Here is a 17,923-nt window from a genome sequence, read left to right on the forward strand (position 1 = left end):
CTCCTGACTATTTCAATTTTTTCAGAATACCTTTTATCTAAGACGCTATCATCAAATATAACGTAACCGTTATCATCAGTCATAATTACATCTTTAACATTATCCCAAAGTAAACGAGGTGTTAATTTTTCTTTTTTTAAAAAGTAGTTAATTTTGTCATGACTAATATTTTCTAAATGCTCTGCCAAGTTAGTAATAGTATAATTGATTTGGCTACTTAGCAAATATTGGCAATAATCTAATTTCGTAAATTTCATATTAAATCAGAATTGATAATTCATGGGATTGATTATTTTACCATGTCAGGAATAATCGGATTTTTATTATTTATGGTCTTGGCGATTAAAAATATATTTTAATAATTGCAAAATTGGCTTTTTACTGGAGTTTAGTCTCGGCGCGACGCTTCCGCCGCACCGAGACTGATTGTGCCAGTTATGTTATTTATTATATTACAATAATACTATATTCTAGCGATCGCCTGTGCCAGTTGCGTAAGTCCTGTGTAAAACTAACTGACACAGGCTTAAAAGTAGAAAACGGTGATGTTGTAGTCAACAAAGCAACTGCTAACACCGCTACCATCAGCGCTAACCGTAATTTGACATTACCAGCCAGCCAAATTTCCACAACAGGTAACCTATCGTTATTAGCGGGAAATATCATCACAGTTCGTGACAGTTCGGCAAATTTTTTTAGTGCTAATGCGGGCGGTAATTTTTACATTCAAGGCAATCAAGGCATTGATGTTTTTACAATAGACAATTTAGGTCAAACACCTTTTGTTAGTGGTGGTCAACTAACATTCGTCAGCGATGGCAATATTGACATATTATCATCTTTGATTGCCAGTGGTGGAGTTGAGTTAACAGCTGGAGGTAATTTGAAAACAGGTATAATTAACACTTTTACCAGAAATGATTCTAGTTCTTCTCAACAAACAGCCACAGGCGGCATAGTAAATATTAAATCTGGCGGAAATATTGACATCAAGGCTATTGATTCTTCCGCAGCCAGTAATTATGGTGACTCCACAGGTGGAAATGTCACTTTAGAAGCAGGAGGAAATATTAACATCGGTTCAATTAATTCTTTTGCAGAAAGCGAATTGAGTGCTGCTACAGCCGGAAATATCACCTTAATATCTGGAAGCAACATCAACACGGGCGATATTGATTCTTCAACCAGAGCATTAGAAACTGCTAAAAGTGGCGTGGTGAATTTTCAAGTTAATAACTCCGGTAATATTGTCACAGGAACTATCAATACCTCAGCCATTTCTTTTAATAGTCTTGCTGCGTATGGTGGTGATGTAAGCCTTCTGGCCAATGGTGTAGTCAGAGCATTAGGAGTTTTAGATACTAATGATACAATTATTAGCAGTGCAGTAACGGAAGCAGGTTCTGTAACAATCCAACATGATGGAGGGGCGGATAATTTGCCATTTGTTGTTGGTGATTCTAGCCTGAATGGGACACAAGGAAACATTAACACCGGAATTTCTGAGATTACACCAACTTCCGAATTTCCTGTATTACCAAATGGCGGAAATGCTGACACTACTCCCAGCAATATTGCCATTATTTCCACTAATAGTCCACCCACCATAACAGCAAATTCACAGTTACCAACCACAGAAGAAAACCAATCTGTAACATTTAAGTTTAGTGACCTCAGTGTGTCTGTCAATGATGTTGATAGAGATAATTTCACTATTGGTTTAGATAATTTATCCGGAACTGTGACTTTGGAGGATGGTACACCAGTCACCAGGGAAACAACCCTTGCATCAGACACGGTTTTAGTTTACAAGCCGCCAGTAGATACAAGCGGTCAAAATATTCCCGCTTTTGAGATCATAGCCAGCGATGGTGTTTCTGACTCCTCAGCACCAGTATCCATCAACATTACTCCCAAACCCAAACCCACACCACCGGAACCACCGATACCTAAAGAAAACGGTCAGATTGTCCAAAAGGTCGAACAAGCAATTAGTACACAATCAAGTATATCTGGAAGTACATCAGTAAAAGAAAATAGTGAGATTGTCCAAAAGGTCGAACAAGCAATTAGTAATAACTTAACTAGCCTTGGTGCTAGTGTCTCCCAAGACTTGCAGAATTTAGAAGGTCAATTTAGCCAGGATGTTGCTAACTTCTTAGGTGTACCGTCACCTGAAATCAAAACATTACAAGATACTACTGATGTTCTCCGCAGTTTAGAAAAATCAACAGGTATAAAACCTGCACTAATATACCTCAATTTTGTACCTGTGGAAATTGTACAAAACACTGATACTAAAAACAACAAATCTACAGCAGCATTGAATAGCATAGCTGAGAGTGATCAGGATGAGTTAGAAATATTACTGGTCACTGGTCAAGGCGACCCCATCCGCAAACGCATTACCGGAGCAACTAAAGCTAAAGTTTTGCAACTAGCTCAAGAATTTCGTAATCAAGTCGTCAATCCTCAAAACCGCCGGGGTACTGGTTACTTAAAGCCATCTCAGCAACTTTATAATTGGATCATTGCAGATTTGGAGGCAGATTTACAGGCAAAGGGCATTAATAATTTAGTCTTTATATCAGATGTTGGCTTACGTACAACTCCCTTAGTGGCGCTTCATGATGGTAAACAGTTTCTGGTAGAAAAATATAGTGTTGGCTTAATGCCTAGTCTGAGTTTAACAAATACCCGTTATAGTGACATTAAAAACTCTCCAGTTTTAGCTGTGGGAGTTTCTCAAAGCACTCAGGGACAACAACCATTACCAGCAGTTCCTTTTGAGTTATCAACTCTAGTCTCTAAACTAAGGTCAGGGAAATTATTGTTAGATCAGCAAGCGACTTTAGATAATCTCAAAATGATTCGTCGCCAACAACCCTTGGGGATCATTCACTTAGCAACTCATGCTGATTTTATCCCCGGTCCGTTGAGCAATTCCTATATTCAGTTATGGAATGACAAATTGCGTTTAAATCAATTACGTCAATTAAGATTGAATGACCCGCCTGTGGAAATGTTGGTGCTGAGTGCTTGCAGAACTGCTTTAGGTGATGAAGAAGTGGAAATTGGGTTTGCAGGTTTAGCTGTATTAGCAGGGGTAAAAACTTCTATTGCCAGTTTATGGGCGGTAAATGATGCCAGTACGGCGGCATTTATGACCAGATTTTATGAATCTCTCAAAACTGCTCCTATACGTGCAGAGGCGCTGAGAGAGGCGCAAGTGGCTATGGCTCGAGGACAGATTTATATCCAGGATACTCAAGTCCGGGGTTTAGAATCATCCCCCGGATTACCTTTACCTGCTGAGAGTGTTACAGCACCGGATATGAAGTTAACCCATCCCTATTATTGGGCTGCATTTACTATGGTAGGTAGTCCATGGTAGTGGGAACCGTTACCGCGCTGCTTGTTAGGAGCAACGAGAATTTTGGTTAATTTGGGGAAGTACAACAAGGCAATAGCGGCTCTTGAGCGACTTCTTTCAGGTCCACTGATTTCAATAAATCCTGCCAATATTTCTCCACCTGGGAATCATTGGGGCGATCGCGGCGTAAGTTAACCAAAACACTTAGAGTATTTTCCCATAATCCTGCTGCTGCATAAAGCATTGCCTTGTCTAAAGGTTGAGTTGTTTGCTGTATTTGAGAGGAGAGGTTTTCATTTTCTATTAACTCGATTTGACCTTCTTCATACAAATCTTGATCACGATTCAGAAAATCGCAGATCATCGAAAACCCCCAAATATATTTTTTGCCCGCTTTTAATGATGGCTCATCACTAGGTATGGTAATACTGACAATACCCCCTTGTTGAACAGGTTTAAAAGTTTTTCTATACACAGTTTCAATACTTTCCTCCTCCCGCAACACAAATTCTAGTCCTTGTATTGGTTGAGCAGTTTCAGGAACGTAGAACAAAAATGTGGGATGCTGTGATGTTGTTAGTTGCGCTTCGTAGTCGGTGGGTACAAGGGGAACTGCATACTGGCTATTTAAGAAACAACTTCCCCTGGATGCAGCCCCTCTCCGTCTCCCTGGTCTACCGGGAGAAAAGCTAATTAAACTGCTGCTTTGCTCAATGTAATTACTGACATTCCTAATGGCAGCTTTGGCATCCTGATCATCAGGACGTACCTTCAGCGCCTGCTGGAAATATCCTAAAGCCCTGCGATAGTTTCTCCGTATAGTTTGTGTATAACCAAGCTGCATATATTGGTCATAAGTTGAACTTTGCTGTGCTGCGTGAACACCGTAATCATTTGCTAGTGTCTGAGTCTGACTGACCAAATCTAAGGATAGACAGAGGAACCCAGCTAACAAAAATCCTCTCCAAAGTTTATTTTTCATAGGTTATATAGGACTTGCTGAACAACTTTACTACTGATGACAGCAGGTTTTTAATGATTTAATCACTGATTGTAAGACCTAATTATTTACTGTTATGTTCCGACTTTTAAATTTTTCTCAAAAAAAAGAAACACCAAATATTACAGGAAATCTTAACATTAATATGAAAACCATTGTCTAGCCTGTATTTTGACTTGTGGTAAGATTATTTAACATATAAGTATCAGGGTTAACTGGAAATTCAACTACCCCTAGTTTTAATTTCCATATATTCACAACGGTGCAGTTACTTCAATCAGGATGATCAATCTACCACTTATGGACTTATGGATATTCAACAAGCCTTAGCCTTGGTTGACACCTTGGTGTTTGAGAAAACAGGTAAGCATCTCAGCGATTTGCAAAGAATGCTTTTGCATTCGTCTTGGTCAGACCCGCACCTACGCTACCATGACATCGCCCAAACCCACGGTTACTCAGTCAATTACCTTAAGCAAGATATCGGTCCAAAGTTATGGCAACTGCTATCAGAGGTTTGTGGTGAAAAAGTCAGTAAAAGCAGTTTTCGTTCAGCTTTGGAAAGAAAATGGCATCAAGCAGATAAAAATTCAGTAGTTACCCCCAAACAAAACTCATCAGAGAAGATGAGGACATACCAAGACTGGGGAGATGTGCCTGATGTTACGGTTTTTTATAATCGCACTGAGGAATTGGCAACCCTGGAAAAATGGATAGTGGGTGATGGTTGTCGTTTGGTGGTGTTGCAAGGAATGGGGGGTATTGGTAAAACTCACCTGAGCGTTAAGTTAGGGCAACAAATTCAACATCAATTTGAATATTTAATGTGGCGATCGCTCGTTTCATCCCCTCCTTTACAACAATTAATACGCGATATCCTGAAATTCTTGAACCGAGGAGAAGAAAACAACTTACCCATCAGACTTGAGGAGCAAATTTCCCATTTGATGCAAATTCTCAAACAGAAAAAATGTTTATTAATACTAGATAATGCTGAGAGCATTTTCAAAAGTGGGGTGTTAGCAGGTGAATATCAAACAGGCTATGAAAATTATAAAACATTTTTTCAAGGTTTAGGACAATGCCAGCATAATAGTTGTTTGTTATTAACCACAAGAGAAAAAACCCAAGAAATTAGCTTGATGCAGGGAGAAACATCACCTGTGCGCTGTTTAAATTTAGCGGGATTAACTGCTGAGGCAGCAGTGCAAATATTACAACTAAAAGGTTGTTTTTTAGAGTCGGAAGAATGTTTACAGGAATTACTCAAAAAATATAGTGGTAATCCTTTAGCTTTAAAAATCATTGCATCCATCGCCAGGGATTTATACAATGGCAATGTTTCCGAGTTGCTGAGAAGTAATTTATTTATACCAGGAGAAATTAACGAGGTTTTAGAACAACAATTTAATCGCTTGCCTTTGGCAGAAAAAAATTTTTTATATTGGTTAACTTTAGAATCTGAACAATTTGATGAAAGTGGATTGAGATCGTGGTATATCCCAGAAATTCCCACACCAATGATTAATAGAACTATTCGGTCATTACTGCATCGTTCTCTTTTGGAGAAAAAAGACAAAAAGTTCTTCCTACAGCCTGTTGTCAAAGAATATTTACAAAACAAGCTTATTGAGGAGATTTTAGCGGAAATAGAAAGGGAAAATATACTTTTATTAAATCAATACCCGCTAGTAAAATCAGATGCAAAAGAGTATGTGAGACAAGGACAAATTCAGCTATTTATTAGACCTTTAGCAGAGAGGCTGCTAACTTTGTATAAAACTGTCAACAAAGTTGAAACGAAGTTACAAACAGTTCTGGTCAATCTGCGGCAGAAAATTTCCTTAGAACCGGGATATGCAACTGGTAATATTATTAATATTTTATCTCATTTGCAAGTTGAACTCACTGGCTATGACTTCTCTGATTTAACTGTTTGGTCTGGTTGTTTACAAACAATCAGCCTACACAATGTTAACTTTACTGGTGCAGATCTAAGCAAGTCGGTATTTGCTAAACAGTTAACTAGCATTTTATGTTTAGCTTTTAGTGACAATGGCAAATTATTAGCCACTGGAGATGTCAATGGGGAAATTCACCTTTGGCAAGTTGATAATGGTCAGGTGGTGCTGAAATGCAAAGGACACGCAGGTTGGGTACATTCCATTAGTTTTAGTCCCGATGGCAAAATGCTTTGTAGTGGTAGCAGCGACCATACTGTGAAATTATGGGATATGTTTGACGGCAGTTGTTTAAAAACCCTCACAGGACATGACCAGCGAGTGCGATCAGTGGCCTTTAGTCCAGACGGTAAATTCATTGCTAGTGGCAGCAGTGATGCTACCATCAGACTGTGGGATAGTAACACTGGTGACTGTTTGCAGGTTCTCCAAGGACACGAAAATTTTATTTGGTCTGTTGCTTTTTCCCCTGATGGCAGGTTGATTGCCAGTGGCAGTGAAGATAAAAGTGTTAAACTGTGGGATGTCAATAGGGGTGAATGTTTACACACCCTATTAGAACATAGCCGTTGGGTGCGGTGTGTGGCCTTCAGCCCTGATGGTAAACTGTTGGCCAGTGGCAGTGGCGATCGCACTCTAAAAATTTGGGAAACTAATACTGGCAAATGTTGGAGAACATTCACAGGACACAGCCAAAGACTGCGATCAGTGGCCTTTAGTCCTGATGGCAACCTAGTAGCCAGTGGTAGTGGTGATCACACCGTTAGACTTTGGAGTATTACTGATGGAAAATGTGTAAAAAACCTACACGGTCATAATAGTTATCTCACATCAGTAGCCTTTAGTCCCAATGGAGCAATTTTAGCCACATCTGGGGAAGATCGCTCGGTGCGACTGTGGGAGGTGAGTACAGGTAGTTGTATTGATGTTTGGCAAGGTTACGGTAGCTGGATTCAGTCAGTAGCTTTCAGTCCCGATGGTAAAACCCTAGCCAGTGGTAGTGAAGATCAAACCGTGCGATTGTGGCATCTAGAAACAGGTCAATCTTTAACAACTCCACCCCCAGCGATGGTGTTAAAAGGACATCGCGGATGGGTCTGCTCTGTGGCCTTTAGTCCTGATGGTAAATATCTAGCTAGTGGTAGCAGTGACTACAGCATCAAGCTTTGGGATGTGAATACTGGTCAATGTCTCAAGACCTTCCAGGGACATAAACGTTGGATTCGTTCAGTGGCCTTTAGTTGCAATGGACTGACCCTAGCCAGTTGCAGTGGTGATTACACTGTGAAATTATGGGACATGATCACCGGCAACTGTCTAAAAACTCTACAGGGACATGAAGGTTGGTTGTGGTCTGTGGAATTTAGCCCTGATCAAGTTACCTTAGCCAGTGCTTCTGAAGACAAAACCATTAAACTGTGGGATATTACCACTGGTAACTGTATACACACCCTCCGGGGACATACTAGCTGGGTACAAGGAATATCTTTTAGTCCTGATGGCCAACTTTTAGCCAGTGCCGGTTGTGATTGTACCATTCGCATCTGGGATGTTGCCACGGGAGAATGTTTAAAAACCTTGTGGGGACATACTAGTTGGGTGCAGTCAGTAGCATTTAGCCCCCAAGGAAACATTTTAGCTAGTGGTAGTTGTGACGAAACCGTCAAGCTGTGGAATTTAAATACCAGTCAATGTCAGTTGACAATACCAGCCCATCAAAGTTGGGTGTGGTCTGTGGCCTTTAGTCCCGATGGACAGATTTTAGTTAGCGGCGGACAAGATGAAACTATCAGACTGTGGGATATTTCCACCGGAAAATGTCTACAGATATTGAGAGCAAAGCGACCCTATGAACAAATGTGCATCAAAGACGCGAAAGGTTTAACAGATATGCAAAGAGAGGCTTTGAAATTTTTAGGCGCAATGGATTGAAACTAGGACTCTGTAGCCTGGAGATCAAGTTGAAACCGGGAAGATAGAGATTTTCGGATGATATCCATTTGCTCAGTTAAGTTAGCTTCGTTTAAAGTTTTCAGTCTTTGTAGCATGAGTTGAAAACTAGGTGCTGTAAAGACTTCTGGCACAATTGTATCGTTAGGTAAAATTAAACCATCACTAGATGAGTCAACCACAAAAAAAGGTATGTCGTTTTGTTCCATTGCCTGTAATTCAGCCTTTAAAACCGGCCAAAACACAGGTTTTTCCTCGCCGACTAAAAAAGCGCGACTGAGAAGCTCCAGGATGATGCTGTGATCAATGCCACAACGTAAGAACATTGAGCAATAGGATTTTTGCAAAATCTTAGCGTAGGTGGATGTATTACGAAATACAAGACGGACTTTTTGCTGGTTTAAGTCTGTTAAACAACTCTCACTGGTGAGCAAATCTTGGTGATATGTGATCAGAAAGCGATACATATCTTCAAATCCATTGAGGATATTTTCTAAATAGTCATGGGGAAAGATGGGATTTCCTTGACAAGTTGGGGAGTTGACATTTTTAATGGCGACTCTATGCTGGTCAAGCCGCATCCCATCTGTGTTAATATCTGCTAAAGTTAGAGTATCTAACTCCTGGTCGTGGACTCCACCAATACCACTCATATCAAAATTTTTCGGATACAGATCAATACCCGCGTTAGGAAACATATGTGTGGGAAGCATGGCTGTCCGCAAAACTGATTCAGTGATTTTTAGTTGGCTTTCTTCTAAAGACGCAAAAATCTTGAATCGGTGTTGTAATAGAGTTTCTAAATCTATTAATACCGGATGTTCAGCATGAGCCACTAAATTTTCAAGATGGCAATCTGTTCCTTCCAGAACATAAACCAAACACATTAACATCCCCATTCTTTGGTAAAATTTCTCTGCATCTGCTTGTGTTTGACAGTCTTGAAATGAAATATACTCTACCCAGCCATAGGTTTGACGATTGAGTGTTTTGATCACTTTCAGAGGTAAATTTACAGAATGATTATTATACCAATCTATCAAACGGTAAAAAGTAACATCTAAAACTAAAGTTTTGGGTTTATAGATGAGTTGCATTCCTTGCTCAAAGGTGAGGGAAATGACACTTCTTCCCCGATTATGAGGATCTGATAAGCCAGCAGCTAAATCTACAACTTGCCCTAAAGGTTGATGATTGGCAAAACTTTTTTCAATTTCTGGGTAGTCTGCAGCCAGTCTGTGAATAAACTCTGCCATGGATTCTACCCAAAAATCAATGGTTTGGGCTAGTAGTCGTGCTAACACACTATACTCTTGAAAAAATGCCACTAAACCGTCTGCAAATAACTTTTTGATAAATTCTTGGTATTTTTCTTGGCGATAACGCCCTCTCAAGTGCAGCAAGAGAAAATCTCGTGTAGAGTTACTTGAGGAACGGAATTGAGTAAATTCTTCCAACAAAGTTACAGCAGCAATAGTAGCCAAACGATTCACAAGATTCCGTTGTAAAGGAAGTTGGGCTGAATCGGCTAGTAATTGCCAATGTGTACCTACTGAATTATTTAGCTGGGTCCAAGCAACTTGCACAAAGGGAAAATAGAAATGCTCAAAGGGAATAGGTTCTTCTGGATTTAAGTAGGGCTGAGGTGCAAATAGTTCCTCTGCATTGGTGGTTTTTGCTACTTGTAGCAATTGATTGAGAGTGTCCGCCCACGGGGGTAGAGTTTCGGGTTGATTGTGATCTATATCATCCAAGCAACAACGAATCTTGTCTAACTCCCACCCATCCCAAGCTAAACGCCGTTCAAATTTGCTACTATCCCCCTTGGAGACAATTTGACACCAAGAAGCTAAACGCTTTTCTGCTTGTTCTGTATCTAATGGTTGCTGGGGGAAAACTAAACTGTGGTCGATACGCTCTGACAGTGTGGCGGCTTTACGAACAATTGAAGTAATGAGATCCATATTAGTTAATTGCATTTGGTGATTAATGATTGATTAATGATTGATTCATGAATTGCTACTCATCGTCGAGTATGTCAATTGCTCAGTTGTAGCGATAAACAACTTTGCCAAATCTGTCTTTGGCATGATAAGTTCTGGTAAAAAATTCTGAAATTTGGGTGTCACTCCAAACTGAATCAATGGCTACAGGTAATTGACCGTTTAGATAATCTTGCACGGCATTGGCTAAGTCTTCAGTTTGACCGATACAATTACCAATAATTTGAAGATTTTTTACCAAGACTGTTGTCATAATTTCGCTAAGTGTTAATCCTCGATACTCAAAACTAGGGTCAAAAAACTGATGATACAAACCACAGGTTATATATCTACCGCCATCCACTAAATTATTAATTAATTTGCCGATATGCAGGTCAAAGAAAGGATCTATAATACAATCAAAACCAGGAATTTCCGGGGGGATTAATTTTTCTGTGTTCAGATTAACAGGAATGAATTGTTTAACCCCTAAATCAGAAAATTTATCGGCAAAACCCCATGAAGTGGAAGTGACATAGACGTTGACTTGATATTTTTGCAGAGCGGCGATGGCAAACAAAGAAGTATTAGATTTACCAGCAGTAACTAAAATATTAGAGCCTGGTTGAATATTTAGTTTGCGAATCATACTATAAGTGGTTTGAGCGCCAATGCTAAAACCAGCCGCTATTTCATCCGGCATTTGGGGAGGGATTTTTAGTAATTTGACCTGATGAAAAACTTGGTATTCTTTGGAGGCTTGATTAGTGGGTACACCGGGCAAAATACCTACTACCCCAGAGTGTGGATATTGATTATCACCAATGACGCGATCGCCAATTTGTAAATTAGTTACTTCTGCACCAACAGCAACAACTTCACCCACAAATTCTGAACCGATCACATAATAGCGATCGCCCTTAACATATGGCGCAGCCCTCAGCATCAATCCCTGGTCACGATAGTTACAGGAAAAAGCTATTTTTCTCACTAAAACTTGTTGTCGATTTTCCGGCAAATCAGGGTCAAAGTCAATATCTTCTGTTTTTAGCAAACCCGCCAATATAGGCACAGAATTTAATTCAATCTGGGCAATTCCCAAGGTTTTCACCGGTGACTGATTGATGTTTTCACCGCAAATAGCAAGATTTCTCATACCAACAATCCTTGTAGATAATAAGGTAAAGCAAATTTAGTAATGTATTCACAATGATGAGGACATTGATAGCGGGGATGAATATCTGATACAGAAGACTCGCGAAAATTTAAGTCATATTCTTGTGAGCAGCAGTTTTCCGCTAGAGCTAAAGCAGCTATGGCAGTGGATATGGTTTGAGAACTATCTATATAGAGAGAGATGCTATGATATTCTCCGAGGACTTTTCTAATTTGTTTTGGTTGCCCATCACTAGCTAAACTATGAGTTAACAATAATCCCAATAAATTTTTACTAGAAACCTGGGTATCTATGGCTAAACTAGAATAAAATGGGGTTGCCACTGGAAACTTACCCTCCCTATCCATAAAATCCAACAACCGCAACTGAGCGCTTCTCAGAGTTCTACCTCTAAACCCCAGCTTGGCCATACACAGAATCGCCAAAGCTGTAGAAAAAGCCACATCATAGTTGCCAAAAGAAAAATCTGCATTTATGGTGGGGAGAATCTCGTTTAAAAGTTGCTGGCGCAAAGATTCCGCCCCCGGATCATTTTCAATGGCACTGGCCAGAGCATAATCTACTAAATAGGGGTTGGCAAAATACAAACCACTGCGTTCTGCAAAACCAGCTTGTAAGTAATCAATGCTAGTGTTTGTTGGTAATCCCCCTTGGCGTTGTAATCCTCGGATCAAACAAGTAGTGGCGTAATCGCTTTGACACCAATGGACACAAGTCTCATCCCACAGCATTTTACCCGGTTCTTTTGTCTTAGACCACAGTTGAGGATAGTAACCACCCTGTCCATCAGCAAATATTTCTAAGGCTTGAATAGCAGATTCATCCTCAAAACCTTGTAAAATCAAAGCTGAATCTGTAGCAGTTACCAAACGTCCAGTGTGAAATGCCCACAGTTTTCCTTGACGCTGTTCTGCTAAAAACTCCCTCAAGCTTCGGTGTGCTGTGAGCATATCTGGTTGATCTTGGGATGATACAGCAACATTTAAAGCCTGTAAAACAAACCCCAAGGGAACTAAATCACCATAAGCAAAAGATGGGGCTGGTGCGGGGGGTTGACAAGTCATGGCTTGATGTGAGTCCACACAATTGGCTGCTGTAGTGGCCAGAGCTTGAAAAGCACGATTTTTCACGAATTTGACCCGAACTTCTGCCGCCTTTAACAACCCCTGTTCTAACAAAGGGTCAATATTACCATGTTGCAGAAAAAAGATGTTGCAATGTCCCGTGCGACTGAAATGAGAAAGAATACCAGCATGAATATGCACAGGTAAACGATTACGAAATCGAGCTAAATAGTAGTTATCTGTGGTTTCTCCCCCCATAAACTTAACTCCCACTGCTTGCAGGAGTTCATAATGTTTTTCACAAGGCTTTTGCTCAAAAATCGCTTGTGCTTCTCCGTAGCCTTCTGAGTTAATTTTGATGTGGAGTAAAACGGGAGCAAAGGGAGATTGTTCTCCCAAACCAAGACAGTCGGCTTCATCTACAGGAAACAACGACAATTGTTGACAAAATCGCTCGGCTAAGGAAGATTTAATCATGTTCCCAGACCAACCTTTCCCCAGAGTAGGTTCCGTCAACCAAGACTTATTCTTACTAGCTAAAAATCTACCGTGACTTGTCAATACTACATGAGAATAAGCATCTAGGTCTATATCTTCAGGTAAGTGATACATGGCCTTAGAGGTATTATCATCCGCCAATTGGCGAATTTCTCCCAGATTGAACAAAACCATCCATTCTAAGAAATTAGGTAGGGCTTGTAAAATTTCTGATACCAACATAGTTCTGCAATTTTCTCCCATCAATTGAATTGACTTGGCTTTTCCGATACTGTTGGACGAAATCTTGAGTAATCAACCAATAACCCATTGCCAGATAAGCTTTTGCTAACTGGGGATGGTTATCTTGATAAACAATTTTGATGTGATGTATTTGCCTAAAAAATACCGCCTCGGCATTATTTTCTAGTAAATTACATGAGCGAGAAAGGTAACTTGGCCAATCACCTGGATCGGCACTTTCTCGGACAAATCCAGGATAAGCCAATAAAGCCGCTTGCTTGCCTGTAAGACACAAATTTTTACCCACCAGATAATTTAAAAATAATTGCCATCGGGGTTCTAATTTTGGTTGTTTAGAGAAGTAACATTCCAAGCCAATTTTAGCACCAATACTTTCACCCACATCAATATCTAAATCAATTCTTTCCACCAAACCAGAAATTTCTTGCAAAAATACTTCTAGAATATCTACAGAACCAGACCAACCAATTTTTTGTAAATATTCGCCAATTTGTTCTGGTGAAATGTTGCGGATACACACCCTCACCTGATTGTTAACATTTCTAGCTAACATCACCCCAATTTGAAACACATAGGCTTCATGGGGCAACAAATCTAAACACTTAAAAAGTTCTTCTTCTACTGCTTCTGGTAAGTTAGCATTAAGGAGCAGTTGTAAACCAGTTCTGGTAATCCATTCATAGGAGTTATTCTCAGCTAGACCTGCATCAGGTGATTTACTAGAGTAAATCGGTTGTGGTCCAAAAAAACAACTGGGAACAGGTAAACTATCTCCGTAATCATCAATGTCAAATTCTAGCCAAACATTATGTACTTGTTGATAAAGAGCAGAAGTCTCATTCTGCCATGCTTGACTAAATTTATGTATCTGATGCCAAATAGGATCAGACAGCAATAATTTCGGTAAACCACCATGATTTGCCGCTAATACTTCTCGTCCAGATTCTGCCGCCTCTGCACAAATTAAAAAATCACTCCTAGCAGCTGCAATTCCCAAGGGACATTCAAAACCAAAAAACGAAGTAATATCACTAGGAAGCAGTGCGGCTATGGCGTTAATTTTACCCCAAGTTGCTGAGGAAATCAGGGCAGAGGATGTGTAGGGTTGAACAAGTTTTACATAATCTTTTACAGAAGAATTAATCATCAGCTATTTCCTACCACCATATTTTAATTAAATACGGGATGACAAATTGTCTGGTTATCCTGGCTGACAGAGCCATCACCAATGCGCCAAGGAATAACTTTTGTGGAACAGCCTAGCTTGTTGAGTTCCTCTTGGGTCTGTACCATCAGCCGTTCATCGTTAGTTGTGTAAGTGCCTAATTCCGCCCAACTGTGGGCATAAGGTAAGCAAAATTTAGCTCCCACAATGGCACAAATTTCCGCCACTCCCTTCGGTCCTAATGTAGCAATATATTCTCCTTCTTGTTGGTTAGTAACAGAAAAAATTTGAGGATTACTAATTAAATTGCCAACAATATCTATGCCCCAACTGGATAAATCTGTGCCAATTGAGTTATAAGATAATGGCTGAAAATTACTAATAATCTGATCTACATCAGCAAACTTTTGTTTCACATATTCTGCCACTTCCACCATAGAAGCTGTTGGTTCATTGCCCGCATCAATTAAGAACCAAGATGTATAATATTCTGTGCGTATCAAATAGGTATTACCCCAGTTTCTCAACTCTGGATATTTCGGGCGATCATATTCTGGCACTAAAGGCTGTTCTCCGTAAAACGGTAAAACATGAATTTCTATGTCACCAAATATAATAGGGTCAGCATACCAATCAACAGCAATGACATTCTCAAATCCCAGACTTTTTAATCTAGCTTCCATGTCTTCACAAGTAATTGTTCCCTGTGGTACTTTGGGAACAATGATAGGGATATCAGCAGGAAACATCATTAAGGTGGGACAATGCCAATGGTCATAATGACTATGGGAAATTAAAATAGCATCTACAAGACCTTCTAATTGGGCGCGAGTAATATCTTTTTTCAAAGAAGGGATGCCATAATTAGAGTGGAGGTGGGGATCTACTAAAACTCCTGTAGTCTTGGTTCTGTATAGTAGTGATGCGTGTTGCAGGCGAACAACCCCCGGTGAATTTTGAGAATTTTCTGCCTCATTTATGTCATGAGAACCAGGTTTCTCTTCAACAATACGGCATTTGATCCATTTATCTAACAACAAATTACCACCATCACCGATTTGTTGAGAAATTTGTGAATATGTGTGTTGGGACTGACCGCATAAATACAAAAGTTTTTTGATATCGGGTAATATCCCTTGGTCTTGCAGGTTTACCAATCCACTTTTACCTAAAAATGCTGGATATCTGGCATTGTTAAACAACAAGGCTAAAACCGGGTTATTTTCAAGTAAAAGAAATTCTTTCTTTAAGGAAAAACTGGTTTCTACTTGGTTAGGGTCGATATCAAAAAATCTATCTGCTATTTTTTGATGTTTGTGGGCTGCTTGTAGAATTGCTTGTCCAAAATTATTAAGTTCCAATAAAGAGTTAAAAATTTCTTGAACAAAAGGTTGAACCACACTACACAGGCGATCGCTTTATATTTCTGAGTTGTAAAAGTTTTCTGTCTTGTTATCTGTCTGAATATCGGCTAAAAGCCGATGCTACTTATACAGTCCACGTAACACAAGCATCTTGCTTGTTAGAATTTAGAATTGCAGAAGCATTAGCTGATGCGCGATCGCCTACGGCACTGGCGAAGCCAATCGCCTACGAATATAGAATATAGAATTTAGAACTTAGAATTTAGAATTGCAGAAGTAGCCATTAATGCGATCGCCTACGGCACTGGCGAAGCCAATCGCGTTCAATACAAGCATCTGTAAACTAGTCGGTTTTAACCGACTTTAGCTATTAGACAGGGAATTTATTCCCTGTCTGCATGATATAATAGAACAGCGCGCTCTTGAATACCGGCTAGAAGCCAGTGTTACCTGCTTTATTCATAACAAAAAAACACAAATAAACAAATCAAATAAAAACAAGCAGGATGACATCAGTGGGAATGTCAATACATAAAAGTTCAGGTTTGTTCAGGTCTTCCCACTGACCAATTTGTGTATAATGTCTCTAGATAAGAAAATATCACCAGAATTAATCACCCTCAAAGCATCCGGTAACACAATCAGCATTACCTGAGAGAATATGAATACCATCTATTGTTTAAATCCAGACTGTCTCCACCTTAACCCTGATAACTTCACATCTTGTCAACAATGCGGTAGTAAGTTAATTCTAACAGAAAGGTATATACCCCGGTCAATTTTAGGTCAAGGCGGTTTTGGGCGGACATTTCTGGCTACTGACAAATATAAACCATCCCAGCCTTTTTGTGTCATTAAGCAATTTTTACCCCAAGCACAGGGGACATCTACTTTTGACAAAGCATCTGAGTTATTTGCACAGGAAGCACAACGACTAGAAGAGTTAGGTAAGCATCTCCAAATTCCTGACTTGATGGCTTATTTCGTGGTGGATAATCGCCAATACTTAGTACAAGAGTTTGTGGACGGAAACAACCTCCAGGCTGAGTTAGATCAAAATGGTGTATTTTCCGAACCACAGATTAGAACATTATTACTAGAAATATTACAGATTTTAGAATTTGTCCACAGTAAACAGGTAATACACAGAGATATTAAACCAGAAAATATTATCCGGCGTAGCAGTGACAACAAGTTGTTTTTAGTAGACTTTGGCGCGGCTAAAGCAGTAAAACCACAGCGACGCACAGCCGCAGGGACAATTATCGGTTCGGCGGAATATTGCGCTCCAGAGCAGTCTATGGGGAAACCGTTATTTATCAGTGATTTATATAGTTTAGGGGTGACCTGTTTGTATCTATTAACTCAAGTTAGCCCCTTTGATTTATACAGTCCCCTGGAAGGAGAATGGCTATGGCGAGATCACCTGAATGGGAATGTAGTCAGTGATGAGTTGGGTCAGATTTTGGAAAAGTTAGCCCACCCCATCGCCAAGCATCGTTATCAATCTGCTGCAGAAGTTATTAATGCTCTTAATCCTGGTGGTCATTCAGTTACCCAGTCACCCACCACAGTCCCCCCTGTTCCTACTCCATCTGTAACTTTACCAAGTCAGTATCAAAAGCTAGAGCGATTTTTAACAGATGGGGAATGGAAGAAAGCGGATGAGGAAACATTCCGGGTCATGTTAGCAGTGGCGAAGCGGGAAAAAGAAGATTGGTTAGATGAAGAAAGTATTGAGAATTTTCCCTGTGAAGACCTCCGTCTTATTGACGGGTTGTGGATCAAACACAGTAATGGGCGGTTTGGGTTTTCTTTACAGAAGCGCATTTATCAAAGTTTGGGAGGAAGCAGAGAGTATAACGCTAAAATCTGGGAAGCTTTTGGGGAAAGACTAGGATGGAAAAGAGGAAGAAGGGGATGGTTGCACTACACTAATATTACTTTTAACTACGATGCACCGGAAGCCCATCTTCCTTGCAGGTGTCATTTTATGTGGACATTTAAGGAATTGGAGGATGGGCGGATTGTTCTCGGTGGTTGGGGTCTGTTATCCCGTGTTGAGACTTGCATCAAGGAGACTCAAAGGGTGACACATTCTTCTCCCACTGTGATCAAGTAACAATCTTCAAGGGTAGGTCGAAAT

General features: G+C 40.0%; 9 protein-coding genes and 1 pseudogene. 3 read left to right on the forward strand and 7 right to left on the reverse strand.

Features of this window, described 5'->3' with window-relative positions:
* Positions 1-257 (reverse strand): annotated as a pseudogene (locus NWP17_RS03840) (IS701 family transposase); the annotation flags it as partial.
* A 113-nt stretch (positions 258-370) separates the two neighbouring features.
* On the opposite strand from NWP17_RS03840, the gene NWP17_RS03845 reads away from it, so the two are divergent.
* The gene (locus tag NWP17_RS03845) at positions 371-3,394 is read left to right on the forward strand and encodes a CHAT domain-containing protein (RefSeq protein WP_280653592.1); all 3,024 of its coding nucleotides are present in this window, start codon (positions 371-373) and stop codon (positions 3,392-3,394) included.
* A gap of 46 nt (positions 3,395-3,440) precedes the next feature.
* Here the strand turns inward: NWP17_RS03845 and NWP17_RS03850 are convergent, their stop codons facing one another.
* Positions 3,441-4,355: a DUF928 domain-containing protein gene (locus NWP17_RS03850; protein ID WP_280653593.1), complete on the reverse strand. Its 915-nt coding sequence runs from the start codon at positions 4,353-4,355 to the stop codon at positions 3,441-3,443.
* Positions 4,356-4,681: 326 nt separating this feature from the next.
* Between NWP17_RS03850 and NWP17_RS03855 the strand changes: the two genes are divergently transcribed.
* Positions 4,682-8,266 carry a WD40 domain-containing protein gene (locus tag NWP17_RS03855; RefSeq protein WP_280653594.1) on the forward strand — a complete coding sequence of 1,195 codons (3,585 nt, stop codon included), beginning with the start codon at positions 4,682-4,684 and terminating at the stop codon, positions 8,264-8,266.
* A gap of 2 nt (positions 8,267-8,268) precedes the next feature.
* On the opposite strand, the gene lanM is transcribed toward NWP17_RS03855, so the two are convergent.
* From lanM to NWP17_RS03880, 5 genes are all read right to left on the reverse strand, one after another.
* Complete coding sequence (gene lanM, locus NWP17_RS03860; protein WP_280653595.1) at positions 8,269-10,263, reverse strand: type 2 lanthipeptide synthetase LanM; 1,995 nt, start codon at positions 10,261-10,263, stop codon at positions 8,269-8,271.
* 67 nt (positions 10,264-10,330) lie between these two features.
* The gene (locus NWP17_RS03865) at positions 10,331-11,422 is read right to left on the reverse strand and encodes a zinc-binding alcohol dehydrogenase family protein (protein ID WP_280653596.1); all 1,092 of its coding nucleotides are present in this window, start codon (positions 11,420-11,422) and stop codon (positions 10,331-10,333) included.
* A complete protein-coding gene (locus tag NWP17_RS03870; protein ID WP_280653597.1) occupies positions 11,419-13,227 on the reverse strand; it encodes a hypothetical protein in 1,809 nt (602 codons plus the stop codon). The genes NWP17_RS03865 and NWP17_RS03870 overlap by 4 nt, the downstream gene beginning before the upstream one ends.
* Positions 13,193-14,395, reverse strand: a complete 1,203-nt coding sequence (locus tag NWP17_RS03875; protein ID WP_280653598.1) for a hypothetical protein — start codon at positions 14,393-14,395, stop codon at positions 13,193-13,195. The genes NWP17_RS03870 and NWP17_RS03875 overlap by 35 nt, the downstream gene beginning before the upstream one ends.
* A gap of 23 nt (positions 14,396-14,418) precedes the next feature.
* Entirely contained in the window at positions 14,419-15,813 is a 1,395-nt protein-coding gene (locus NWP17_RS03880) for an MBL fold metallo-hydrolase (protein WP_280653599.1), read from the reverse strand.
* Between the two features lie 625 nt (positions 15,814-16,438).
* On the opposite strand from NWP17_RS03880, the gene NWP17_RS03885 reads away from it, so the two are divergent.
* Positions 16,439-17,899 carry a GUN4 domain-containing protein gene (locus tag NWP17_RS03885; protein WP_280653600.1) on the forward strand — a complete coding sequence of 487 codons (1,461 nt, stop codon included), beginning with the start codon at positions 16,439-16,441 and terminating at the stop codon, positions 17,897-17,899.
* The last annotated feature ends 24 nt before the right edge of the window (positions 17,900-17,923 follow it).

The sequence above is a fragment of the Chrysosporum bergii ANA360D genome, assembly GCF_029891735.1.
GTDB lineage: Bacteria > Cyanobacteriota > Cyanobacteriia > Cyanobacteriales > Nostocaceae > Umezakia > Umezakia bergii.

Bases quoted from the DNA above. Each gene is read 5' to 3' on its own strand.
- NWP17_RS03850 (WP_280653593.1), bottom strand. From the start codon at position 4,355: ATGAAAAATAAACTTTGGAGAGGATTTTTGTTAGCTGGGTTCCTCTGT.
- NWP17_RS03855 (WP_280653594.1), top strand. From the start codon at position 4,682: ATGGATATTCAACAAGCCTTAGCCTTGGTTGACACCTTGGTGTTTGAG.
- lanM (WP_280653595.1), bottom strand. From the start codon at position 10,263: ATGCAATTAACTAATATGGATCTCATTACTTCAATTGTTCGTAAAGCC.
- NWP17_RS03865 (WP_280653596.1), bottom strand. From the start codon at position 11,422: ATGAGAAATCTTGCTATTTGCGGTGAAAACATCAATCAGTCACCGGTG.
- NWP17_RS03870 (WP_280653597.1), bottom strand. From the start codon at position 13,227: ATGTTGGTATCAGAAATTTTACAAGCCCTACCTAATTTCTTAGAATGG.
- NWP17_RS03875 (WP_280653598.1), bottom strand. From the start codon at position 14,395: ATGATTAATTCTTCTGTAAAAGATTATGTAAAACTTGTTCAACCCTAC.
- NWP17_RS03885 (WP_280653600.1), top strand. From the start codon at position 16,439: ATGAATACCATCTATTGTTTAAATCCAGACTGTCTCCACCTTAACCCT.